At 51.6% G+C, this 25,371-nt stretch carries 18 protein-coding genes; 13 read left to right on the top strand and 5 right to left on the bottom strand.

The window, feature by feature from the left end; genetic code table 11:
* The first annotated feature begins 14 nt into the window (after positions 1-14).
* Genes FEK42_RS06030 through lptG form a run of 5 tightly spaced genes read left to right on the top strand, consistent with a single transcriptional unit; the run spans position 15 to position 4,934 of the window.
* Positions 15-1,367, top strand: coding sequence for a lipopolysaccharide biosynthesis protein (locus tag FEK42_RS06030; protein ID WP_130223985.1), 1,353 nt, complete (start codon positions 15-17; stop codon positions 1,365-1,367).
* A complete protein-coding gene (locus FEK42_RS06025) occupies positions 1,364-2,188 on the top strand; it encodes a hypothetical protein (RefSeq protein WP_135492276.1) in 825 nt (274 codons plus the stop codon). Before FEK42_RS06030 ends, FEK42_RS06025 begins: the two co-directional genes overlap by 4 nt.
* Before the next feature lie 11 nt (positions 2,189-2,199).
* Complete coding sequence (locus FEK42_RS06020; protein WP_130258130.1) at positions 2,200-2,757, top strand: YtfJ family protein; 558 nt, start codon at positions 2,200-2,202, stop codon at positions 2,755-2,757.
* A gap of 30 nt (positions 2,758-2,787) precedes the next feature.
* Positions 2,788-3,858 (top strand): LPS export ABC transporter permease LptF, encoded by a 1,071-nt coding sequence (lptF, locus tag FEK42_RS06015; RefSeq protein WP_135492278.1) that lies wholly within the window; start codon positions 2,788-2,790, stop codon positions 3,856-3,858.
* Positions 3,855-4,934 (top strand): LPS export ABC transporter permease LptG, encoded by a 1,080-nt coding sequence (lptG, locus tag FEK42_RS06010; RefSeq protein ID WP_135492280.1) that lies wholly within the window; start codon positions 3,855-3,857, stop codon positions 4,932-4,934. The genes lptF and lptG overlap by 4 nt, the downstream gene beginning before the upstream one ends.
* Positions 4,935-4,970: 36 nt before the next feature.
* On the opposite strand, the gene FEK42_RS06005 is transcribed toward lptG, so the two are convergent.
* Genes FEK42_RS06005 through FEK42_RS05990 form a run of 4 tightly spaced genes read right to left on the bottom strand, consistent with a single transcriptional unit; the run spans position 4,971 to position 9,055 of the window.
* Entirely contained in the window at positions 4,971-6,143 is a 1,173-nt protein-coding gene (locus tag FEK42_RS06005; protein ID WP_135492282.1) for an aminotransferase class I/II-fold pyridoxal phosphate-dependent enzyme, read from the bottom strand.
* Positions 6,143-6,391 (bottom strand): acyl carrier protein, encoded by a 249-nt coding sequence (locus FEK42_RS06000; protein ID WP_001697422.1) that lies wholly within the window; start codon positions 6,389-6,391, stop codon positions 6,143-6,145. The genes FEK42_RS06005 and FEK42_RS06000 overlap by 1 nt, the downstream gene beginning before the upstream one ends.
* A gap of 31 nt (positions 6,392-6,422) precedes the next feature.
* On the bottom strand, positions 6,423-7,337 hold the full coding sequence (locus FEK42_RS05995; RefSeq protein ID WP_135492283.1) for an NAD-dependent epimerase/dehydratase family protein: 915 nt from the start codon (positions 7,335-7,337) through the stop codon (positions 6,423-6,425).
* Positions 7,334-9,055 (bottom strand): fatty acyl-AMP ligase, encoded by a 1,722-nt coding sequence (locus tag FEK42_RS05990; RefSeq protein WP_240725744.1) that lies wholly within the window; start codon positions 9,053-9,055, stop codon positions 7,334-7,336. The genes FEK42_RS05995 and FEK42_RS05990 overlap by 4 nt, the downstream gene beginning before the upstream one ends.
* Positions 9,056-9,426: 371 nt before the next feature.
* On the opposite strand from FEK42_RS05990, the gene yghO reads away from it, so the two are divergent.
* Positions 9,427-10,569: a protein YghO gene (gene yghO, locus FEK42_RS05985; protein WP_171021371.1), complete on the top strand. Its 1,143-nt coding sequence runs from the start codon at positions 9,427-9,429 to the stop codon at positions 10,567-10,569.
* 6 nt (positions 10,570-10,575) lie between these two features.
* Here the strand turns inward: yghO and glcC are convergent, their stop codons facing one another.
* Entirely contained in the window at positions 10,576-11,340 is a 765-nt protein-coding gene (gene glcC, locus FEK42_RS05980; protein WP_135492285.1) for a transcriptional regulator GlcC, read from the bottom strand.
* A 250-nt stretch (positions 11,341-11,590) separates the two neighbouring features.
* Between glcC and glcD the strand changes: the two genes are divergently transcribed.
* From glcD to sslE, 7 genes are all read left to right on the top strand, one after another.
* Positions 11,591-13,090 (top strand): glycolate oxidase subunit GlcD, encoded by a 1,500-nt coding sequence (gene glcD / locus FEK42_RS05975; RefSeq protein WP_125097517.1) that lies wholly within the window; start codon positions 11,591-11,593, stop codon positions 13,088-13,090.
* Entirely contained in the window at positions 13,090-14,142 is a 1,053-nt protein-coding gene (gene glcE, locus FEK42_RS05970) for a glycolate oxidase subunit GlcE (RefSeq protein ID WP_135492287.1), read from the top strand. The genes glcD and glcE overlap by 1 nt, the downstream gene beginning before the upstream one ends.
* Positions 14,143-14,152: 10 nt before the next feature.
* Positions 14,153-15,376, top strand: a complete 1,224-nt coding sequence (gene glcF, locus FEK42_RS05965; protein WP_130208001.1) for a glycolate oxidase subunit GlcF — start codon at positions 14,153-14,155, stop codon at positions 15,374-15,376.
* Between the two features lie 4 nt (positions 15,377-15,380).
* A complete protein-coding gene (locus FEK42_RS05960; RefSeq protein WP_135492289.1) occupies positions 15,381-15,785 on the top strand; it encodes a heme-binding protein in 405 nt (134 codons plus the stop codon).
* A gap of 21 nt (positions 15,786-15,806) precedes the next feature.
* Positions 15,807-17,978, top strand: coding sequence for a malate synthase G (gene glcB, locus FEK42_RS05955; protein ID WP_130259435.1), 2,172 nt, complete (start codon positions 15,807-15,809; stop codon positions 17,976-17,978).
* 355 nt (positions 17,979-18,333) lie between these two features.
* Complete coding sequence (gene glcA / locus FEK42_RS05950) at positions 18,334-20,016, top strand: glycolate permease GlcA (protein WP_135492291.1); 1,683 nt, start codon at positions 18,334-18,336, stop codon at positions 20,014-20,016.
* A gap of 495 nt (positions 20,017-20,511) precedes the next feature.
* Entirely contained in the window at positions 20,512-25,062 is a 4,551-nt protein-coding gene (gene sslE, locus FEK42_RS05945) for a lipoprotein metalloprotease SslE (RefSeq protein WP_135492292.1), read from the top strand.
* Positions 25,063-25,371: the final 309 nt, after the last annotated feature.

Here is a 25,371-nt window from a genome sequence, read left to right as displayed (position 1 = left end):
AAGGTCAGGCTGAATTGGCAGGTTTTAACATCAAACATTGGTTTGCAGATGGAGCCTTTCGCACCATTATTCGTAACAGCGCCTGGTTAGGCTCCAGCAATGTCGTGAGTGCCTTGCTGGGCTTACTGGCGCTTTCGTGCGCCGGTAAAGGAATGACGCCAGCGATGTTTGGCGTACTTGTCGTCATACAGTCTTATGCCAAGTCGATTAGTGATTTTATTAAGTTTCAGACATGGCAGTTGGTGGTGCAGTACGGAACGCCAGCATTAACCAACAATAATCCTCAGCAATTCCGTAATGTTGTCTCATTTTCCTTCTCGCTGGATATCGTCAGCGGCGCGGTGGCGATTGTCGGCGGCATTGCCTTACTGCCATTCCTTTCCCATTCATTAGGTCTGGATGACCAAAGCTTTTGGCTGGCGGCGCTCTATTGCACACTTATTCCTTCAATGGCTTCCTCCACGCCGACTGGCATTTTGCGTGCGGTTGATCGCTTCGACTTAATTGCTGTACAGCAGGCGACGAAACCTTTTCTGCGTGCGGCGGGCAGCGTAATCGCCTGGTATTTTAACTTTGGCTTTGCCGGATTTGTTATCGCCTGGTACGCATCGAATCTGGTTGGCGGCACTATGTACTGGTGGTTTGCCGCGCGCGAATTACGCCGCAGAAATATCCATAACGCGTTCAAATTGAATCTGTTTGAGTCTGCCCGACACATCAAAGGCGCATGGAGTTTTGTCTGGTCAACCAACATTGCCCATTCCATTTGGTCGGCGCGTAATTCATGTAGCACGGTACTGGTGGGGATCGTATTAGGGCCAGCTGCTGCCGGGTTATTTAAAATCGCCATGACATTCTTCGATGCCGCAGGGACGCCCGCCAGTTTGTTGGGTAAGAGTTTTTACCCTGAAGTCATGCGCTTAGATCCACGAACTACCAGACCGTGGCTCCTGGGCGTGAAGTCTGGATTACTGGCTGGTGGGATTGGCATTCTGGTGGCGCTGGCCGTGTTAATCGTTGGCAAGCCACTTATTTCACTGGTGTTTGGTGTTAAGTATCTCGAAGCGTATGACCTGATCCAGGTGATGCTCGGAGCCATTGTTATTTCGATGCTGGGCTTCCCACAGGAGTCATTATTGCTAATGGCGGGGAAACAGCGTGCCTTTCTCGTGGCGCAAACCATCGCCTCTATCGGCTACATCGTGTTGCTGTTCATGTTCTGCCATCTGTTTGGCGTGCTGGGGGCAGCATTTGCTTACTTCGGTGGGCAATGTCTTGATGTGGTGCTCTCGTTAATTCCGACATTAAAGGCGTTCTTTCAACGCCATTTATTGGCCTATAACGCAGTGGGAGAAAAATCCCAATGATGAAAAAATATTTTCCACTTGAGGTCAGTGAGCGTTTATTTATCGCGGTCGAAGAAGATGATGTCGTTGACGCTCAAGTTAGCTTACCACCAACGATCGCACTGCGTTGTTCATCGGAAATTATTCATGATAATTATGCATTGTGCCTGAGATTCTGGTTGGACGGAGTCAATCGCAAGGCGTTACTCCACCTGACCCTGAAGCAGGCTAAAGGTGACTCTCTTACCGACGAAGAACGCAAACAGTATAAATACATGCGAGCGCGCTACAAGCATCTGCGTTTTGCGCAACGGCTGTATTTAAAGAAGCATCAGGCTGGTTTTTTATTTGGCAAAACGACCGTTTTTCTGGGGCGTTTTCAGGATGGTTTTCGTAACGGTAAGAAAAATATTGTGTCGTATTACGGCAACCTGTTACGTATTTATTTAAGCTCTCCTGTCTGGTGGCTGGTGAACTATTCATTACGCCATAGCCAGCTAGAAAGCGTTAATGGTTTTATCGCTTATCGCCAGAAGCAAATGCGCATCCTGAAAGAAATTATTGCCAGGCCGCAGCTAACCGGCAGGGAATTTCATGATGTGCGAAAAATCATCAGTCAGCAGGTTTCTTATTACGACACTCTAAGATCGATTGATCCCGAAAATACAGAGGCGTTGCAGATTTCCCGCTTCCTGGCGGCCATTAATGGCCTGATGGGGGATAAGCACGACGATATGGTGGCGGATGATTTGGACAATCGCCAATCGTATGATGCGCCAGTGGCACTCGACAGCGATATTCGTCAGCGCTTAGAACTGCTGATTTCGCGTTTTCCGCTATAACCGGAGTAATGATGCCCTCTCGTCTGATTACTGCGCTGATATTTTCACTCTTCTCGTTCGGCGCTACTGCGCACAATTTCGTCATCGGAAAACCGGTTACACCTGTTTATATTCAGGACGGTGGTGAATTGCTGCTCAAAAATGACGAAATTTACTATCAAAAGTGGAACAGCACGCAGCTGAAGGGAAAAGTCCGCATTATTCAGTATATCGCCGGACGAAAGTCAGCGAAGAAGAAGAACTCTCTGTTAATCAAAGCAGTAGAAACAGCAAACTTTCCTCAGGATCGTTTTCAGCCCACCACCATTGTGAACACCGATGATGCCATCTTCGGCACCGGCTATTTTGTGACAGGTAAAATTGAAAAAAATAAACGTCGTTATCCGTGGGCGCAATTCGTAATCGACGGCAGCGGTCTGGGGCGCGTTGCCTGGCAACTGCCGGAACAGAGTTCAACCATTCTGGTGCTGAATAAATACGGGCAAATTCAGTGGGCGAAGGACGGCAGCCTGACGCCAGAAGAGGTTGATCAGGTCATTGCGTTGGCGCAGAAACTGATCAATGAATAAAAAACTCAAAGGATTGAGGGCGTTAGTGAGATGAGGCTGGTTGAACACTACATCATGCGTGGTACGCGCCGTCTGGTGCTGATTATCGTTGGTTTTTTGATCTTTATCTTCGCCAGTTACTCTGCACAGCGTTACCTGACCGAAGCAGCCAATGGGACTTTAGCGCTTGATGTAGTACTTAATGTTGTTTTCTACAAAGTGCTGATAGCGCTTGAAATGTTACTTCCAGTGGGCCTGTATGTGTCGGTTGGTGTGACACTTGGGCAGATGTATACCGACTCGGAAATTACCGCTATCTCTGCGGCGGGCGCCAGTCCCGCACGTTTGTATAAAGCCGTTCTGTATCTGGCAATTCCATTAAGCATTTTTGTCACGCTGTTGTCGATGTATGGTCGGCCCTGGGCTTATGCGCAGATTTATCAACTGGAACAACAGTCGCAGTCGGAGCTGGATGTTCGCCAGTTGCGGGCAAAGAAATTTAACACTAACGATAACGGACGAATGATCATTTCGCAGACGGTTGATCAGGATAATAATCGCCTGACTGACGCGCTGATTTATACTTCTACTGCCAATCGAACCCGTGTTTTCCGCGCCCGTTCGGTTGATGTGGTTGACCCATCACCCGAGAAACCGACCGTTATGTTGCACAACGGGACCGCCTATCTTCTTGATCATCAGGGTCGTGACGACAACGAACAGATCTACCGTAATCTGCAATTACATCTTAATCCACTGGATCAAAGTGCCAACGTCAAACGTAAAGCGAAATCGGTCGCGGAACTGGCGCGCTCTGTATTTCCTGCCGATCATGCCGAACTGCAATGGCGACAAAGCCGTGGCCTGACAGCGTTGTTGATGGCTCTGCTGGCCATCTCTTTAAGTCGGGTAAAACCGCGGCAAGGGCGATTTTCAACGTTACTGCCACTGACGTTGCTGTTTGTTGCCATTTTTTATGGCGGTGACGTCTGCCGTTCGCTGGTGGCTAACGGCACGATTCCCCTCATTCCTGGTTTGTGGTTAGTGCCCGGACTCATGCTAATGGGCCTGTTGATGCTGGTCGCACGCGACTTCTCCTTGCTGCAGAAATTTTCCCGATGAATGTTTTCAGTCGCTATTTAATCCGTCATCTCTTTCTCGGTTTTGCCGCCGCCGCAGGGCTATTGCTGCCGCTTTTTACCACCTTCAACCTGATTAACGAACTGGATGATGTCAGTCCGGGTGGTTATCTCTGGACTCAGGCGGTGCTGGTGGTACTGATGACCTTACCGCGCACACTGGTCGAACTTTCGCCGTTTATCGCGTTATTGGGTGGGATTGTTGGTCTTGGGCAGCTATCGAAAAACAGTGAGCTTACCGCCATTCGCAGCACCGGTTTTTCTATTTTCCGTATTGCACTGGTGGCGCTGGTCGCCGGGATACTGTGGACTGTTTCGTTAGGCGCGATAGATGAGTGGGTGGCGTCGCCATTGCAGCAACAGGCACTGCAAATCAAATCTACCGCAATAGCGTTGGGGGATGACGATGACATTACCGGCAATATGCTGTGGGCCAGGCGCGGTAATGAATTTGTGACGGTGAAATCGCTGAACGAACAGGGCCAGCCGGTAGGCATAGAGATATTTCACTATCGCGACGATCTCTCGCTCGAATCCTACATTTATGCACGCAGTGCCACCATTGAAGACGACAAAACGTGGAGCCTGCACGGCGTGAATCATAAAAAATGGCTGAATGGCAAAGAAACGCAGGAAACATTAGCCAATCTTGGCTGGCAATCGGCATTCACCAGTATGAACCTTGAAGAGTTATCGATGCCGGGGAATACTTTTTCTGTCCGTCAGCTTAATCATTACATCCATTATTTGCAGGAAACCGGACAACCCAGCAGCGAATACCGCCTTGCACTGTGGGAGAAGCTGGGGCAACCCATTTTAACTCTGGCGATGATTTTACTTGCTGTGCCCTTTACCTTTAGCGCCCCGCGCTCACCGGGGATGGGTAGCCGTCTCGCTGTAGGCGTCATCGTTGGCTTGCTTACCTGGATTAGCTATCAAATCATGGTCAATCTGGGATTGCTATTTGCGTTGAGTGCGCCCGCTACCGCACTCGGTTTACCAGTAGCGTTTGTGCTGGTGGCGTTAATGCTGGTGTATTGGTACGACAGGCAACATTAATAATCCCGCCGTGGGGTAACACCACGGCGGCCAATATTACTGCTTCAGGGTCGCAAATGCCTGAATGATGGCATCGATTTGTTCACAACTGTGGGCAGCGTTTACGCTACAGCGCAACAGCGTAATACCCGCAGGCGCGGCAGGTGGCAGGATAAGATTCACATACACGCCCAGCGAAATAAGCTCACGCCAGATGCGTAAACCTTCCTTTTTCGAACCGATTATTACCGGCACTACCGGACTAATATGTGAGCTTAACTCGTAACCCAGTTTTTGCAGCCCGTCATACAGATGGTTGGCATTATCCATCAGTTTTTGCCGCAGCTCTGGTTGAGTGGCAATGGTTCTTAACGACGAGCGCACGGTTGCAATGCAGGAAGGAGAAGGGGAGGCGGTAAAAATATACGGACGGCTGCCGTAGCGCAGCACTTCCATCGCTTCCGAACCCACGGCAAAACCACCAATAGAAGCCAGGCTTTTACTGAAGGTGCCAACGATAATATCCACATCATCTTCAACGCCAACGGCTTCAACCAGTCCGCGCCCCGTTGCGCCTAACACGCCAAATGAATGCGCTTCATCGACAATCAAATAACCGCCGAGACGACGTTTGATATCAACGATTTCCGCCAGCGGTGCGACGTCACCGAGCATACTGTAGATGCCTTCAACGATGATAATCGCCTCTTTTGCCCGTTCACCGAGGCGCACCATGCGACGTTCCAGATCGTTGGCGTCATTATGGCGGAAACGAATAATTTCCGCGCCGCCGAGAGAACAGGCGTCATAAATACTGGCGTGGCTGTCAGCATCCAACAACACCACGGCGTTATGGTCGGCAAGTGCGCTGATGACACCTAAATTAGCGGTATAACCGGTTGAAAAAACGATAGCGGTAGGACGATTGAAAAACTCGGCGATCTCTTTCTCTAACGCCAGATGCGGCGCATAACTACCATTAGCCATACGTGAACCGGTGGTGCCGGTGCCCTGCGTCGCTAACGCTGCCTGACCATCGGCGATGGCATTATGATTGAAGGTTAAACCGAGATAATTATTGGTCCCGGCCAGAATCACTTTTTTATCGCCAATGCGCCCTTCGGTGGCGGAATACACTTCATCAATACAGGTGCCAAACGGCGTTAACCCGTTATCGCTAAATTGCAGTCGCTCGCCCGCAAGACGCGCATATTTATCGTATAGCCCCATTATTTATTCTCCAGCCATGGAAGTAGTGTTTCCATTAATTGCACAGGGGTTTTGACATCCAGCAGAATATTAATAGGAATGGAAATATCAAATCTGTCTTCCAGCATCATTAAGAGATCCATCACTTTAATCGACTCCAGGCCGAGATCGTTGACGAGATCGCTGTCAGGCTTAATTTCCACACCGTTTTCGACCAAATCCTGTAAACAGGAAAGGATGTAATCCATTACTATTTCACGATTTACCATAGAAACGTTAACACACCTTTAAACAAGACAATCAAAATAGCCCGTTGCGTAATGCGTGTTCCAGGCTAATCCCGGGAAACCAATTAATATCTTCAGAAATACGGTTATTACTTGCCGACCAGTCGGCGTGGGTTAATTCACGAATTTTCGAGCGGGTCAGCATAGGTTCTTTACCTGCCAGGCGACTCAACGCGGTACTGACATCTGCAAGGCAGGTGAGCAACGGCAGAGGAACGCCGACCATCCGTACAGCTCCTTGACGGGCGGCTGCGGCCAGTTGTTGCACGCGCTGCCAGTCATAGCCACCGGCGACACCATCACATAATTCATACGTTTGCGCCTGTACGGAATCGGCGCTTAACCACTGACCCACAGCTTGCGCGAAATCGGTGACGTGCAGGAAAGAGAGCTGTGTATCTGGTGCGCCCAGCCGCGGCAGCAGGCCACGCAGCATCCAGTCAAACAGTGGTTTTAACTCTTTATCGCCGGGGCCATAGACTGCTGTTGGGCGAAAAATGCCCAGCGTAATTTCGTCCGCCATTGCTGCTAGTCGTTGTTCGGCGACGTGTTTGGATTTCGCGTACCAGGAGAGTTCGGGATGGCGCGCCGCCAGCGAAGAGATAAAAAGAAAACGTTGGCAAAAGCCACTCTCTTTTGCCGCCTGCATCAGGCGCAGACTGCCGTCAACGTTACAGCGAGTAAAGACATCCTCTTTGTGTCCGCGTACTTGCCCGGCGCAATGGACCACAGCACCGGCACCAGCAACCAACTCGCTAAGTGAATGCGTATCTTCCAGCGAACCGCGCACCCAGATGAGATTGTCATTGACGTGAGCGCGGGAAGTACGCGTCAATGCGCGGACGTGAAAGCCGCGGGCGAGCAGGTTATCGACAATATATTTACCGATAAACCCGGTAGCGCCCGTTACCGCGACAGTTTGATTCATGCGAGAGATTCCTGCACATGGAAACTGGCGGCAACGGCTTTCTGATAACGTTTTTTGGCTTCTGCGCGGGCGGGCTTGCCGGAAGATGTGCGAGGAATGCTGTGGGGCGGTAACAGGTCGATAGCCGCGGTTACGCCAAATTCGCTTTGTATCCGCGCCGCCAGCGAGTGGATAAGCTGCGTGCGGCGCTCTGCGTCGCTGATCCGACACTGGATCTGCAAAATGATTTTTTCCTGGGCGGTAACAAACGCAATGGCATCGCCAGAGTGAATTTCTGGCTCCTGTTCCGCAATGTATTCAATATCCTGCGGCCAGATATTACGCCCACGAATAATAATCAGGTCTTTAATGCGCCCGGTGACATACAGATAACCGTCCAGCAGATAGCCGAGATCGCCGGTATCTAACCAGCCCGTCGCGGTAATTTCGTCTTGTGAAGCCTGATCGCCAAAGTAACCGCTCATCAGGCTGGGGCCGGAGATGCAAATATGGCCCACCACACGTTCCGCTACTGGTATACCTGCTTCATTACGGATTTCAATGCCATGTTCCGGCAACGCCTTACCACAGTTGACGAAAGTTGATACGGCACGTGTTTCAACACCTGGCGTCACGGCTTTACCCTGGTATTCGAGGATATCGCGATCCACTTCGTTGACCACAACTCCGGAGGCTTCATCTGAGAAACTGACAGCCAGCGCGTTTTCTGCCAGTCCGTAGCAGGGCATAAACGTTTTATCGTCAAAGTTAACCTGACGGAAACATTCAGCAAATTGATGGAGTTGTTCTGCGGAGATGGGTTCAGCGCCAATACCCGCGACGCGCCAGCAGGAGAGATCCAGTTCAGCGAGATCTTTTTCATTCACGCGGCGCTGGCACAATTCATAGCCAAACGGCGGCGCAACGGAAACAGTGCCACGATTTTTACTGATCAATTTAAGCCATTGCAGTGGGCGCATGGCGAAATCCTGGGTGCGCAAATAATCCACCGAAAGCTGCGTGGCAACAGGCGTCAGGAGAAAACCGACCAGCCCCATATCATGGTAGAAAGGCAGCCAGGAGACACAGCGGTCGCCAGGGCGTAATTTAATGCCATCGTGGCTGATGGCGCGTAGATTAGCCATCACTTCGCGGTGAGTGATGATAACGCCACGGGGAAAACGGGTGCTGCCGGAGGTGTACTGCAAATAGGCGATATCGTCCGGAATTGGACGCTGGAGCGCAACATCGGCTTCCGGTAATGCCTTAAACCAGGCGTGGCTTAAAACATGTAATTCGGGGTTATCATGCGTCGCGGCATTGACCAGCGGCAACCATTCATCGCCAGTGATTATCGCGGCTGGTTGGCAGCTTGCCAGTAAACCTTGCAGTTTGGTGCTCCAGGAATCCCTCTGACCGACGCCCATTGGAATCGCCAATGGTACGGCAACTAATCCAGCATACTGGCAGGCAAAAAATGCCTCGACAAACCCGCTACTGGTTTCGGCAATCAGCGCCACGCGATCGCCTTTTTTCAGGTTCAGCGATAGCAGCCGCCTGGCTCCTGTTTCCGCGCGCACTTTTAAAGTGTGATATTCCAGTTCATCTTCAAGCTGGCTACGCCTGTCATAAAAATTCATTCCGGCGTTACTCAGAGCGGCATAGTCCAAAGCATCAACCAGCGTTGGAAAATCGGCATAGCGCATAGGCAAAGAATGCGTAAAGATTTTATTGGACATATACACCACAAGAAAATTGGATATCAAAAATAAAATGACAATAATGCGGTGGATTATATATGCATAAAAGATAAATGAGATAGTATTTTCATCGTTGTGATATTGAACATTGATTAAGATAATAAGTTCTGCTCTGTTATTTTTTATTGTGAATAATATTTAATTTATGAATGTATTAAGGTGATGCCTTGTCGGGTCGCTTAAGTCTATAAGAGACATTATTGACTGTTTAACGCAGTCACTGGTTTTATCAACATCATTAATAAATATTGTTTTGTCTTCGTTTGTATTCATTGGGTGGATTATTAAGGTGCCGTTCGTTGTGGTTACTGCCTGTTTTTCACCGTTAATTATTTGTTGTCCACGTAAATATGGAATGCGATCTGCTGATGATTAAAATTGAAAAAGTAATAAATAAAAACGACTTAAAAGCATTTATCGCTTTTCCGTCGTCACTTTATCTCGATGATCCAAACTGGATCCCTCCTTTATGCATTGAACGCAGTGAGCATTTGTCACAAAAGAATCCGGGAACGGACCATATCATCTGGCAGGCATGGGTGGCGAAAAAAGAGGGGCAGGTAGTAGGGCGCATTACCGCGCAAATCGATACCTTACACCGCGAGCGTTACGGCGAGGATACCGGTCATTTCGGCATGATTGACGCCATTGATGATTTGCAGGTTTTTAAAGCTTTATTTGGCGCAGCGGAAGCATGGCTGAAGTCACAAGGTGCACGCAACATCACCGGGCCTTTTAGCCTGAATATCAATCAGGAAAGCGGATTACTGATTGAAGGTTTTGACACACCACCCAGTGCGATGATGCCGCACGGTAAACCGTGGTATGCCGCGCATATTGAACAACTGGGTTATCACAAAGGTATTGATTTACTGGCGTGGTGGATGCAGCGAACCGATCTCACTTTCTCTCCGGCGCTAAAAAAACTGATGGATCAGGTGCGCAAAAAGGTGACCATTCGCTGCATCAATCGTCAGCGGTTTGCCGAAGAGATGCAGATCCTGCGTGAGATTTTCAACTCCGGCTGGCAGCACAACTGGGGATTTGTGCCGTTTACCGAACATGAATTTGCGACCATGGGCGATCAACTTAAGTATCTGGTGCCGGACGATATGATCTACATCGCCGAGATTGATTCTGCACCCTGCGCGTTTATTGTCGGCTTACCGAACATCAACGAGGCGATTGCCGATCTGAACGGATCGCTCTTTCCCTTCGGCTGGGCAAAATTGCTGTGGCGCTTGAAAGTCAGCGGTGTGCGGACCGCGCGAGTGCCGCTAATGGGGGTTCGCGACGAGTATCAGTTCAGCCGCATCGGCCCGGTGATTGCTCTGTTATTGATTGAAGCCTTACATGATCCGTTTGCCCGCCGGAAGATCGATGCGCTGGAAATGTCATGGATCCTCGAAACCAATACAGGCATGAATAACATGCTGGAACGCATTGGGGCGGAGCCGTACAAGCGTTACCGCTTGTATGAAAAGCAGATTTGACTCCAGCTAACTCTGGTTCATTTCCAGCGGCACCGCCGAACGAATCAAATGGTGGCCTTCCAGTTCGATATCGTGGAGATTCTTTTTCACGGTCATCACATGATCGCGGACGGCGCGCTGGGCGACATGCGGGAGTCGCTGCAACACCGCGTTATAGATCCGCGCATGCTGGCGATCGATCTGCTTTTTTTGCTGTGGTCGATGGTAGAGATTATTCACGCTGGCAAACACCGAATTAAACATTAGATCGGTCAATGATTGCAGCGTAAACACCAGCACCTGATTGTGGGAAGCCTGACAAATGGCGAGATGGAAAGCATGATCCAGCTGTGCATGTTCGATCAGCGAAAGCTCTTTGTTGTGCTCACTGGCAGCGAGCATTTTTTCATAACAGCGGGTTATCAAAACAAAATCAGCCTGGGTTCCCAGCGTAGCCGCCAACCTTGCCGATTCGCCCTCCAGCAATGCGCGAACGTCAAGCAGATCGTACAGCGTTCGCGGCTGCGTGCTGAACAGATGAATTAGCGGGCTGGTGTCCTGGACCCGATTAAGCCGCGCGACCCGAGAATCGCGACCCTGCGCTGTTTCAATAATCCCGCGCCCGCGCAGCACGGTCAGTCCTTCACGCAGTGCGGAACGCGAGAAGCCGAGCTTTTCGCACAGCCGACGCTCCGAGGGAAGCGGCTGACCGACCTTCAGTACGCCGTCGATAATTAACCGTTCGATACTCTCAGCAACTACTTCGCAAATAGGGCGACGTTCATCTTTCATTCCCGGACCTCGTGCACAGGTAGGACCAATTTTTCTGTTCTTAACTCGCGAAACACGTACATCACGTAAGTGATTATGTTACATCAATTTAACATTGAGTTAACCAACGCGAAGTCACAGAGATGGAAAAAAAATGGTCTGACCGGTAGCTAAAGAGATAGACGAAAACGAAAACCCCGCTTAATAACTGTTCACAGAAGCAGCGCGCAAAAATCAGCTGCCACACAACACAACAAAGCGAACCCTACTCATGAGCATCTTGTACGAAGAGCGTCTTGATGGCGCTTTACCCGATGTCGACCGCACATCGGTACTGATGGCACTGCGTGAGCATGTCCCTGGACTGGAGATCCTGCATACCGATGAGGAGATCACTCCTTACGAATGTGACGGATTGAGCGCGTATCGCACGCGTCCATTACTGGTTGTTCTGCCTAAGCAGATGGAACAGGTGACGGCGATTCTGGCTGTTTGCCACCGCCTGCGTGTGCCGGTGGTGACCCGTGGCGCAGGCACTGGGCTTTCTGGCGGCGCGCTGCCGCTGGAAAAAGGTGTGTTGTTGGTGATGGCGCGCTTTAAAGAGATCCTCGACATTAACCCCGTCGGGCGCCGTGCGCGCGTGCAGCCGGGCGTGCGTAACCTGGCGATCTCCCAGGCCGTAGCACCGCATAATCTCTATTATGCACCGGACCCTTCCTCGCAAATTGCCTGTTCGATTGGCGGCAACGTGGCGGAAAACGCGGGGGGCGTCCACTGCCTGAAATATGGGCTTACTGTACATAACCTGCTGAAAATTGAAGTGCAAACGCTGGACGGCGAGGCGCTGACGCTGGGATCGGACGCGCTGGATTCGCCTGGTTTTGACCTGCTGGCGCTGTTCACCGGATCGGAAGGTATGCTCGGCGTGACCACCGAAGTGACGGTAAAACTGCTGCCGAAGCCGCCCGTGGCGCGTGTGTTGTTAGCCAGCTTTGACTCGGTAGAAAAAGCCGGACTTGCGGTTGGTGACATCATCGCCAATGGCATTATCCCCGGCGGGCTGGAGATGATGGATAACCTGTCGATCCGCGCGGCAGAAGATTTTATTCATGCCGGTTATCCCGTCGACGCCGAAGCGATTTTGTTATGCGAGCTGGACGGCGTGGAGTCTGATGTACAGGAAGACTGCGAGCGAGTTAACGACATCTTACTGAAAGCGGGCGCGACTGACGTCCGTCTGGCACAGGATGAAGCAGAGCGCGTACGTTTCTGGGCTGGCCGCAAGAATGCCTTTCCGGCGGTGGGGCGCATCTCTCCCGATTACTACTGCATGGACGGCACCATCCCACGCCGCGCGCTACCTGGCGTACTGGAAGGCATTGCCCGTTTATCGCAGCAATATGATTTACGCGTCGCCAACGTCTTTCATGCCGGAGACGGCAACATGCACCCGTTAATCCTTTTCGATGCCAACGAACCCGGTGAATTTGCCCGCGCGGAAGAGCTGGGCGGGAAGATCCTCGAACTCTGCGTTGAAGTGGGCGGCAGCATCAGTGGGGAACATGGCATCGGGCGCGAAAAAATCAATCAAATGTGCGCCCAGTTCAACAGCGATGAAATCACGACCTTCCATGCAGTCAAGGCGGCGTTTGATCCCGATGGTTTGCTGAACCCAGGAAAAAACATTCCCACGCTACACCGCTGCGCTGAATTTGGTGCCATGCACGTGCATCACGGTCATTTACCTTTCCCTGAACTGGAGCGTTTCTGATGCTACGCGAGTGTGATTACAGCCAGGCGCTGCTGGAACAGGTGAATCAGGCGATTAGTAATAAAACGCCGCTGGTGATTCAGGGAAGCAATAGCAAAGCCTTTTTAGGCCGCCCTGTCACCGGGCAAACGCTGGATGTGCGTTGTCATCGCGGTATTGTTAATTACGACCCGACCGAGCTGGTGATTACCGCGCGTGCCGGAACGCCGCTGGTGGCGATTGAAGCGGCGCTGGAAAGCGCGGGGCAAATGCTCCCCTGCGAGCCGCCGCATTATGGTGAAGAAGCCACCTGGGGCGGGATGGTCGCCTGCGGGCTGGCGGGGCCGCGTCGCCCGTGGAGCGGTTCGGTCCGCGATTTTGTCCTCGGCACGCGCATCATTACCGGCACAGGAAAACATCTGCGTTTTGGCGGCGAAGTGATGAAAAACGTTGCCGGATACGATCTCTCGCGATTAATGGCCGGAAGCTACGGTTGTCTTGGCGTGCTCACTGAAATCTCAATGAAAGTGTTACCACGACCGCGCGCCACCCTGAGCCTGCGTCGGGAAATCAGCCTGCAAGAAGCCATGAGTGAAATCGCCCAGTGGCAACTTCAGCCGCTACCCATTAGTGGCTTATGTTACTTCGACAACGCGTTGTGGATCCGCCTTGAAGGCGGTGAAGGATCGGTGAAAGCGGCGCGTGAACTGCTGGGGGGCGAAGAGGTTGCGGGTCAGTTCTGGCAGCAATTGCGTGAACAACAACTGCCGTTCTTCTCGTTACCAGGTACCTTATGGCGCATTTCATTACCCACTGATGCGCCGATGATGGATTTACCCGGCGAACAACTGATCGACTGGGGCGGGGCGTTACGCTGGCTGAAATCGACAGCCGATGACAATCAAATCCATCGCATCGCCCGCAACGCTGGCGGTCATGCGACCCGCTTTAGTGCCGGAGATGGCGGCTTTGCCCCGCTACCGGCTCCTTTATTCCGCTATCACCAACAGCTTAAACAGCAGCTCGATCCTTGCGGCGTGTTTAACCCCGGTCGCATGTACGCGGAACTTTGAGGAGCAGGCTATGCAAACCCGGTTAACCGAAGAGATGCGGCAGAACGCGCGAGCGCAGGAAGCCGACAGCATCCTGCGCGCCTGTGTTCACTGCGGATTTTGTACCGCAACCTGCCCAACTTATCAGCTATTGGGCGATGAACTGGACGGGCCGCGCGGGCGCATCTATCTGATTAAACAGGTGCTGGAAGGCAACGAAGTTACGCTTAAAACACAGGAGCATCTCGATCGCTGTCTCACTTGCCGCAATTGTGAAACCACCTGTCCTTCTGGTGTGCGCTATCACAATTTGCTGGATATCGGGCGTGATATTGTCGAGCAGAAAGTGAAACGCCCACTGCCGGAGCGAATGCTGCGCGAAGGGCTGCGTCAGGTGGTGCCGCGTCCGGCGGTCTTTCGCGCATTGACGCAGGTAGGGCTGGTGCTGCGACCGTTTTTGCCAGAACAGATAAGAGCAAAATTACCCGCTGAAACGGTGAAAGCCAAACCGCGTCCACCGCTGCGCCATAAGCGCCGGGTTTTAATGCTGGAAGGTTGCGCCCAGCCTACACTTTCGCCCAACACTAACGCGGCAACCGCGCGGGTGCTGGATCGTCTGGGGATCAGCGTCATGCCAGCTAACGAAGCAGGCTGTTGTGGCGCGGTGGACTATCATCTTAATGCGCAAGAGAAAGGGTTAGCGCGGGCGCGAAATAACATTGATGCCTGGTGGCCCGCGCTTGAAGCAGGTGCCGAGGCAATTTTGCAAACCGCCAGCGGCTGCGGCGCGTTCGTTAAAGAGTATGGGCAGATGCTGAAAAACGATGCGTTGTATGCCGATAAAGCGCGTCAGGTCAGTGAGCTGGCGGTCGATTTAGTCGAACTTCTGCGCGAGGAACCGCTGGAAAAACTGGCAATTCGCGGCGATAAAAAACTGGCCTTCCACTGCCCGTGTACCCTGCAACATGCGCAAAAGCTCAATGGCGAAGTGGAAAAAGTGTTACTTCGTCTTGGATTTACCTTAACCGATGTTCCCGACAGCCATCTGTGCTGCGGGTCGGCGGGAACATATGCGTTAACGCATCCCGATCTGGCGCGCCAGTTGCGGGATAACAAAATGAATGCGCTGGAAAGCGGCAAACCGGAAATGATCGTCACCGCCAACATTGGTTGCCAGACGCATCTGGCGAGCGCCGGTCGAACCTCTGTGCGTCACTGGATTGAAATTGTAGAACAAGCCCTTGAAAAGGAATAACAAAATGAAAACTAAAGTCATTCTTAGCCAGCAAATGGCGAGTGCAATTATTGCCGCAGGTCAGGAAGAAGCGCAGAAAAATAACTGGTCTGTTTCCATTGCTGTTGCCGATGACGGCGGTCATCTGCTGGCGTTAAGTCGCATGGACGATTGCGCGCCGATAGCGGCTTACATCTCCCAGGAGAAAGCGCGTACTGCCGCGCTGGGGCGTCGCGAAACTAAGGGCTATGAAGAGATGGTGAACAACGGACGTACCGCGTTCGTGTCTGCGCCGTTACTGACGTCGCTGGAAGGTGGCGTACCGGTTGTTGTTGATGGACAAATTATTGGTGCCGTGGGCGTTTCTGGTTTAACCGGAGCACAGGATGCGCAGGTCGCGAAAGCGGCAGCAGCGGTGTTGGCGAAATAAGCGAAAACGAGGAGATAAACAATGAGTCAAACCATAACCCAGGGCCGTTTACGCATTGACGCCAATTTTAAACGTTTTGTGGATGAAGAAGTTTTACCGGGAACAGGGCTGGACGCTGCGGCGTTCTGGCGCAATTTTGATGAGATCGTTCACGATCTGGCGCCAGAAAATCGTCAATTACTGGCAGAGCGCGATCGCATTCAGGCGGCGCTGGACGAATGGCATCGCAGCAATCCGGGGCCGGTAAAAGACAAAGCGGCTTATAAATCTTTCCTGCGTGAACTGGGCTATCTCGTGCCGCAGCCGGACCACGTTACGGTGGAAACCACGGGCATCGACAGTGAAATCACCAGTCAGGCGGGGCCACAACTGGTGGTTCCGGCGATGAACGCCCGCTACGCGCTGAACGCGGCAAACGCTCGCTGGGGCTCACTGTACGATGCGTTATACGGCAGCGACATCATCCCGCAGGAAGGGGCGATGGTCAGCGGCTACGATCCGCAGCGCGGTGAGCAGGTTATCGCCTGGGTTCGGCGTTTCCTCGATGAATCTCTACCGCTGGAAAACGGCAGCTATCAGGATGTCGTGGCGTTTAAGGTGGTCGACAAACAATTACGTATCCAGTTGAAAAATGGTAAAGAAACCACGTTACGTACTCCGGCACAGTTTGTCGGTTACCGTGGTAATGCCGCTGCGCCGACCTGCATTTTGCTAAAAAATAACGGCCTGCATATTGAGCTGCAAATCGATGCCAACGGGCGAATTGGCAAAGACGATCCGGCGCACATCAACGACGTTATCGTTGAAGCCGCCATCAGTACCATTCTCGACTGTGAAGATTCGGTCGCTGCGGTTGATGCGGAAGATAAAATCCTGCTGTACCGCAACCTGCTGGGCCTGATGCAGGGGACTCTGCAAGAGAAAATGGAGAAAAACGGTCGGCAAATCGTGCGTAAACTGAATGACGATCGTCAGTACACCGCCGCCGATGGCTCTGAAATTTCTCTGCACGGGCGCTCGCTGCTGTTTATCCGTAACGTAGGTCATTTGATGACCATTCCCGTAATTTGGGACAGCGAAGGCAATGAAATTCCGGAAGGTATTCTTGATGGCGTCATGACTGGCGCGATTGCCCTCTATGATTTAAAAGTGCAGAAAAACTCGCGCACTGGCAGCGTCTATATTGTGAAGCCGAAAATGCACGGTCCGCAGGAAGTGGCGTTCGCCAACAAACTGTTTACCCGCGTTGAGACAATGCTCGGTATGGCACCGAATACCCTGAAAATGGGCATTATGGATGAAGAACGCCGGACCTCGCTGAACTTGCGTAGCTGTATCGCTCAGGCGCGCAACCGCGTGGCGTTCATCAATACCGGTTTCCTCGACCGTACTGGCGATGAGATGCATTCGGTGATGGAAGCTGGCCCGATGCTGCGTAAAAACCAGATGAAATCGACGCCGTGGATCAAAGCCTACGAGCGCAATAACGTGCTTTCCGGTCTGTTCTGCGGGCTGCGCGGTAAAGCGCAAATCGGCAAAGGCATGTGGGCAATGCCGGACCTGATGGCAGACATGTACAGCCAGAAGGGCGACCAGTTACGTGCCGGGGCAAACACGGCCTGGGTTCCGTCGCCAACTGCCGCTACGCTCCATGCGCTGCACTACCACCAAACCAACGTGCAGAGCGTGCAAGCCAACATTGCTCAGACCGAGTTCAATGCTGAATTTGAACCGCTGCTGGACGATCTGCTGACCATTCCGGTTGCTGAAAATGCTAACTGGTCGGCGCAAGAGATCCAACAAGAGCTGGATAACAACGTGCAGGGAATTCTGGGCTACGTGGTGCGTTGGGTAGAGCAGGGGATTGGTTGTTCAAAAGTGCCGGATATTCACAACGTGGCGCTGATGGAAGACCGTGCAACGCTGCGCATCTCCAGCCAGCATATTGCCAACTGGTTACGCCACGGCATTCTGACCAAAGAGCAGGTGCAGGCGTCACTGGAGAATATGGCGAAAGTGGTTGATCAGCAAAACGCTGGCGATCCGGCTTATCGTCCGATGGCAGGGAATTTCGCTAACTCGTGTGCCTTTAAAGCTGCCAGCGATTTGATCTTCCTCGGCGTGAAACAGCCAAACGGTTATACCGAACCGTTATTACACGCCTGGCGTTTACGCGAAAAAGAAAGTCATTAATAGCGTCAAAAAAAGCCCCGGCAAGTTTTATTGTCGGGGCTATTATAGTAACTGCGGTAGTACATTTATCCCGGAAATAACCGGAGCGATTATCAGGGTTTAACAAAATTAAATACCCGCAGCGCATTACTAGCGGGCCTAAAACAACAATATGGACATCTTAACGATACTCTGCACCTGCGTGTGCGGAACAGAACCCCTTACCCGATATACTTGTTATGCCAGAGGTAGCAATTGCGTTAGCAGCGTACTGTTGCTGTAAAGTATAACGCCTATATTTTACAGTTCAGTCCTCTTTTGCTTATTACAACCTTAATCATATCAAGCATATAAAGATAATAAGAGACTGAACAATATGGTTACCTGGACCCAAATGTATATGCCGATGGGAGGACTGGGGCTATCCGCTCTGGTTGCCCTGATCCCAATAATATTCTTCTTCGTTGCACTTGCGGTATTACGTCTGAAAGGGCATGTCGCTGGAGCAATAACCCTTATATTATCTATCCTGATTGCGATATTCGCCTTTAAAATGCCGATTGATATGGCATTTGCGGCTGCGGGCTATGGCTTTATTTATGGTTTATGGCCTATTGCGTGGATTATTGTCGCGGCGGTATTCCTGTATAAATTAACCGTTGCCAGCGGCCAGTTCGATATTATCCGCAGCTCGGTTATCTCCATCACCGACGATCAGCGTTTGCAGGTGTTACTGATTGGTTTCTCCTTTGGCGCGTTGCTGGAAGGGGCGGCAGGCTTTGGCGCACCGGTGGCAATTACAGGGGCATTGCTGGTGGGCCTGGGCTTCAAACCGCTATACGCAGCGGGGCTATGTCTGATAGCCAACACTGCGCCGGTGGCGTTTGGTGCGTTGGGCGTGCCGATACTGGTCGCCGGTCAGGTGACCGGAATCGATCCGTTCCACATTGGTGCAATGGCGGGACGTCAGTTGCCGTTCCTGTCGGTGCTGGTGCCGTTCTGGCTGGTGGCGATGATGGATGGCTGGAAAGGGGTGAAAGAGACGTGGCCAGCGGCGCTGGTTGCGGGTGGTAGCTTTGCGGTTACCCAGTTCTTTACCTCTAACTACATTGGTCCTGAGCTGCCGGATATTACTTCGGCGCTGGTGAGTATCGTCTCACTGTCTTTATTCCTTAAAGTCTGGCGACCGAAAAATACCGAAACGGCAATCAGCATGGGGCAATCCGCAGGTGCGATGGTGGTGAATAAACCGTCTTCTGGCGGTCCCGTGCCTTCAGAATATAGTCTGGGGCAAATCATTCGTGCGTGGTCACCGTTTTTAATCTTAACGGTGCTGGTCACCATCTGGACCATGAAGCCGTTTAAAGCGTTATTTGCTCCGGGCGGTGCGTTTTATTCGCTGGTGATTAATTTCCAGATCCCTCATTTGCATCAACAAGTCTTGAAAGCGGCCCCCATTGTCGCCCAGCCGACGCCAATGGACGCGGTGTTTAAATTCGACCCGCTCTCTGCTGGCGGCACCGCTATTTTTATTGCAGCGATTATCTCTATCTTCATCCTCGGCGTGGGGATCAAGAAAGGTATTGGCGTCTTTGCCGAAACGCTAATTAGCCTGAAGTGGCCGATACTGTCGATTGGCATGGTGCTGGCATTTGCCTTCGTGACCAACTATTCCGGTATGTCTACCACGCTGGCGCTGGTACTGGCGGGTACTGGTGTGATGTTCCCGTTCTTTTCGCCATTCCTCGGCTGGCTGGGGGTATTCCTTACCGGCTCGGACACCTCCTCGAACGCTCTGTTTGGTTCACTACAATCAACCACGGCGCAGCAAATCAACGTCTCTGACACTCTGCTGGTGGCAGCAAATACCAGCGGCGGCGTAACTGGCAAGATGATCTCCCCACAATCTATCGCCGTGGCCTGCGCCGCGACGGGCATGGTGGGCCGAGAATCTGAACTGTTCCGCTACACCGTGAAGCACAGTCTGATTTTTGCCAGCGTTATCGGCATTATCACCCTGCTGCAGGCGTATGTGTTTATCGGAATGTTAGTTTCGTAAGTCAATAATGCCGGATGATCGTCAATATCATCCGGCTTCTTTCTACTCACGTTTCATTATCCTGACTAAATAATTGTAAAATCATTTCGTTGTTTATTATCCATGCATAAATAATATTTCGTGTTCAGATAACTCGCTAAATAATTAAGGGGGTGAGAATAGCTATTTTTTTGTCACGCAAAACAAGTCTGTATTAATTGTGTTCGCTTGATGAGCAAACACCGTGCTATCTGTTGCTTTTGCAATCGCAATCGTTAAAACTATCAACAACTTGGGATAGTTACATTGTGAATAATTGTTACTTTTTTGTTTGTTGAATCATTTTATAAATACCCCGTCTGACATCGAATAGGGGATATTCTTATAAATTTCACCTGTTTCGTTATCAATAATGCAGTTTTCTTAAGAATGGAGGAAGTTACTAGAGAAGGTAAAACATAAAACTATTTCCCCAGTTACGAATTTTTTAACTATATTTTGTCACTTGCGTTATTAATGAATAAGAAATTTAAATATAAAAAATCGCTTTTAGCGGCTATTTTAAGCGCAACCTTATTAACCGGTTGTGATGGCGGCGGTTCAGGTTCTTCCTCCGATACTCCGCCTGTAGATTCTGGAACCGGGTCTTTGCCGGAAGTGAAACCCGACCCAACGCCAACCCCGGAGCCGACGCCGGAGCCTGAACCTACTCCGGACCCGACACCTGAGCCAGAGCCAACGCCAGAACCGGAGCCAGAACCTGTTCCTACGAAAACAGGTTATCTGACCCTGGGCGGAAGCCAGCGGGTAATCGGTGCTAAATGTAATGGTGAATCCAGCGACGGCTTTACTTTTACACCTGGCGAGAACGTTACTTGCGTGGCAGGTAACACGACAATTGCCACCTTCAACACTCAGTCAGAAGCTGCGCGTAGCTTGCGTGCGGTTGAAAAAGTGTCGTTTAGCCTTGAGGATGCGCAAGAACTGGCGGGGTCCGATGACAAGAAAAGCAATGCGCTCTCGCTGGTAACCTCCATGAACAGTTGTCCGGCGGATACAGAACAGGTTTGCCTGACGTTCTCCTCGGTGATCGAGAGTAAACGCTTCGACTCGCTGTATAAGCAAATCGATCTGGCACCGGAAGAGTTCAAAAAGCTGGTCAATGAAGAGGTGGAAAACAATGCCGCGACTGATAAAGCGCCATCCACTCATACTTCACCGGTTGTGCCAGTCACCACACCGGGAACAAAACCGGATCTGAACGCTTCCTTCGTGTCGGCTAACGCGGAACAGTTTTATCAGTATCAACCTACGGAAATCATTCTCTCCGAAGGCCGACTGGTAGATAGCATGGGCAATGGTGTGGTTGGCGTAAATTACTACACCAGCTCAGGCCGTGGCGTGACTGGCGAAAACGGCAAATTCAACTTCAGCTGGGGCGAAACCATCTCCTTTGGTATCGACACCTTTGAACTGGGCTCAGTACGCGGCAATAAGTCGACCATTGCGTTGACTGAGCTGGGCGACGAAGTTCGCGGCGCGAATGTCGATCAGCTGATTCATCGTTACTCCCAGGCCGGAAAAAATGATGAGCGTGAAGTGCCGGACGTAGTGCGCAAGGTCTTTGCCGAGTATCCCAACGTGATCAACGAGATTATCAATCTCTCGTTATCCAATGGCGAGGCGTTGAGCGAAGGCGATCAAACCTTTGAGCGGACAAACGAATTTCTTGAGCAGTTTGAATCCGGGCAGGCTAAAGAGATTGATACGGCGATTTGTGACTCCCTTGGGGGCTGCAACTCTCAGCGCTGGTTCTCGCTGACGACGCGCAATGTTAACGAAGGTCAGATTCAGGGCGTTATCAACAAGCTGTGGGGTGTGGATAAAGAGTACAAATCTGTGACGAATTTCCACGTCTTCCATGACTCCACCAACTTCTATGGCAGCACCGGTAATGCGCGCGGTCAGGCGGTGGTAAATATCTCCAACGCGGCATTCCCGATTCTGATGGCGCGTAATGATAAAAACTACTGGCTGGCCTTCGGCGAAAAACGCGCCTGGGATAAAAATGAGCTGGCGTACATTACTGAAGCGCCTTCTATTGTGCGCCCGGAGAACGTGACACGCGAAACTGCCACCTTCAACCTGCCGTTTATCTCGCTGGGGCAAGTCGGTGAGGGCAAACTGATGGTTATCGGTAACCCACACTACAACAGCATTTTGCGTTGCCCGAATGGTTATAGTTGGAACGGGAGCGTTAATAAAGACGGACAGTGTACGCTCAACAGCGACTCGGACGACATGAAGAACTTCATGCAGAACGTGTTGCGCTATCTGTCAAATGATCGCTGGTTGCCGGATGCAAAATCCAATATGACCGTGGGTACTAACCTGGACACGGTGTATTTCAAAAAACATGGGCAGGTTACAGGAAACAGTGCTGCGTTTGGCTTCCATCCGGATTTTGCGGGTATCTCTGTTGAGCATTTAAGTAGCTATGGCGATCTCGATCCGCAGGAAATGCCACTGCTGATCCTTAACGGCTTTGAGTATGTGACTCAGGTGTGGAACGATCCCTATGCAGTGCCTCTGCGTGCAGATACCAGCAAACCGAAGCTGAGCCAGCAGGATGTGACCGATCTGATCGCCTATCTGAACAAAGGTGGTTCGGTGCTGATCATGGAAAACGTGATGAGCAATCTTAAGGAAGAGAGCGCGTCTGGCTTTGTGCGCCTGTTGGATGCCGCAGGTCTGTCGATGGCTCTTAACAAGTCGGTGGTGAATAATGATCCTCAAGGGTATCCGGATCGCGTTCGTCAGTTGAATGAAAAAGGGATGTGGGTTTATGAACGTTATCCGGTTGTGGAAGGTGCGCTGCCGTACACCATTAATTCTGAGACAGGCGAAGTTACCTGGAAATATCAGATTGATAACAAACCTGATAAGAAACCGAAACTGGAAGTAGCCAGCTGGCTGGAGGATGTGGATGGTGAGCAGGTAACTCGTTATGCCTTTATTGATGTGGCGGAGCATAAGACGGAAGATTCTTTGAAGGCTGCAAAGGATAAAATCTTTAAAGCGTTCCCGGGGCTGGAAGAGTGTAAGGATCCTGACTACCACTATGAGGTCAACTGTCTGGAATACCGTCCTGGCACGAACGTTCCGGTAACGGGTGGCATGTATGTTCCGCAATATACGCAACTGAATCTCAGCGCCGACACCGCGAAAGCGATGGTGCAGGCTGCGGATTTAGGCACCAACATTCAGCGCCTGTATCAGCACGAGCTTTACTTCCGTACCAATGGTCGTAAAGGTGAGCGTCTGAACAGCGTCGATCTTGAACGTTTGTACCAGAACATGACGGTCTGGCTGTGGAACGACATTAAATACCGCTATGAAAGCGGCAAGGAAGACGAGCTGGGCTTTAAAACGTTCACCGAGTTCCTGAACTGCTACGCCAACAATGCCTATACCGAAGGCACGCTGTGTTCTGCAGATCTGAAAAAATCGCTGGTCGATAACAATATGATCTACGGAGATACAACTGCCAAAGCGGGCATGATGAACCCGAGCTATCCGCTCAACTATATGGAAAAACCGCTGACACGCCTGATGCTGGGTCGTTCCTGGTGGGATCTGAACATTAAGGTTGATGTCGAGAAATATCCGGGAGCGGTATCGGCAGAAGGGCAGGAGGTTACTGAAAGCATCAGCCTGTACTCGAGTCCGACCAAATGGTTTGCGGGTAACATGCAGTCTACAGGCCTGTGGGCTCCGGCTCAGCAGGAAGTCAGCATTAAGTCCAATGCGAACGTTCCTGTGACTGTCACCGTGGCGCTGGCCGACGACCTGACCGGACGTGAGAAGCATGAAGTTGCTCTGAACCGTCCGCCAAAAGTGACGAAAACCTATGATCTGGATGCTCAAGGCACGGTGACCTTCAAGGTGCCTTACGGTGGTCTGATTTATATCAAGGGCAACAGCTCAAAGAATGAGTCAGCCAATTTCACCTTTACCGGTGTGGTAAAAGCGCCGTTCTATAAAGACGGCGAATGGAAAAACGATCTGAACTCCCCTGCGCCGCTGGGCGAACTGGAGTCTGCGTCGTTCGTCTATACCACTCCGAAGAAGAACCTGAATGCCAGCAATTACACGGGCGGCCTGAAACAATTCGCTGAGGATCTGGATACCTTTGCCAGCTCGATGAATGACTTCTACGGACGCGATGGCGAAAACGGCGACCACCGGATGTTTACCTTTGAAAACTTGCCGGGTCACAAACACCGTTTCACCAACGATGTGCAGATCTCCATCGGTGATGCGCACTCTGGTTATCCGGTAATGAACAGCAGCTTCTCGACGAACAGCACCACGCTGCCGACGACGCCGCTGAACGACTGGCTGATCTGGCATGAAGTAGGGCATAACGCCGCAGAAACACCACTGACTGTACCGGGCGCAACTGAAGTGGCGAACAACGTGCTGGCGCTGTACATGCAGGATCGCTATCTCGGCAAGATGAACCGTGTCGCTGAAGATATTACCGTCGCGCCGGAATATCTGGACGAGAGCAACGGTCAGGCATGGGCGCGCGGCGGTGCGGGTGACCGTCTGCTGATGTACGCGCAGCTGAAGGAATGGGCAGAGAAAAACTTTGATATCAAGAAATGGTATCCAGATAGCAAGCTGCCAGAGTTCTACAGCGAGCGTGAAGGGATGAAAGGCTGGAACCTGTTCCAGTTGATGCATCGTAAAGCACGCGGCGATGATGTTGGTGACAAGACCTTTGGTGGCAAGAATTACTGTGCTGAATCCAATGGTAACGCTGCCGACACGCTGATGCTGTGTGCCTCCTGGGTCGCTCAGACGGATCTTTCGGAGTTCTTTAAGAAATGGAATCCGGGCGCGAATGCTTATCAGCTGCCGGGGGCAAGCGATATGAGCTTCGAGGGCGGTGTGAGCCAGTCGGCTTACAACAAGCTCGCTGCGCTTGGTCTGCCGAAACCGCAGCAAGGAGGACCGGAAACCATTAACAAGGTTACCGAGTATTCGATGCCTGCTGAATAAACCGGATAAGGCGCTCGCGCCGCATCCGGCATGAAATAAGGTGCATCGGGTTAACACATATGCCCGATGCGCCAGCTTATCGGGCCTACAGACGGGGAAAGCCGCGATTATTTGCGTTGGCAGACACCCGTAGGCCGGATAAGGCGTTCACGCCGCATCCGGCATGAAATAAGGCGCACCGGGTTAACACATTTGCCCGATGCGCCAGCTTATCGGGCCTGGAGGGAAAGCCGCGATTATTTACGTTGGCAGACACCTGTAGGCGGATAAGGCGTTCACGCCGCATCCGGCAAGTTACAACAAATAACC

Source organism: Escherichia sp. E2748, from assembly GCF_005781125.1.
In the GTDB taxonomy this organism is placed as follows: Bacteria; Pseudomonadota; Gammaproteobacteria; order Enterobacterales; family Enterobacteriaceae; genus Escherichia.
The sequence above is the reverse complement of the archived record's forward strand: the minus strand, read 5'-3'. Positions and strand labels throughout refer to the sequence as shown.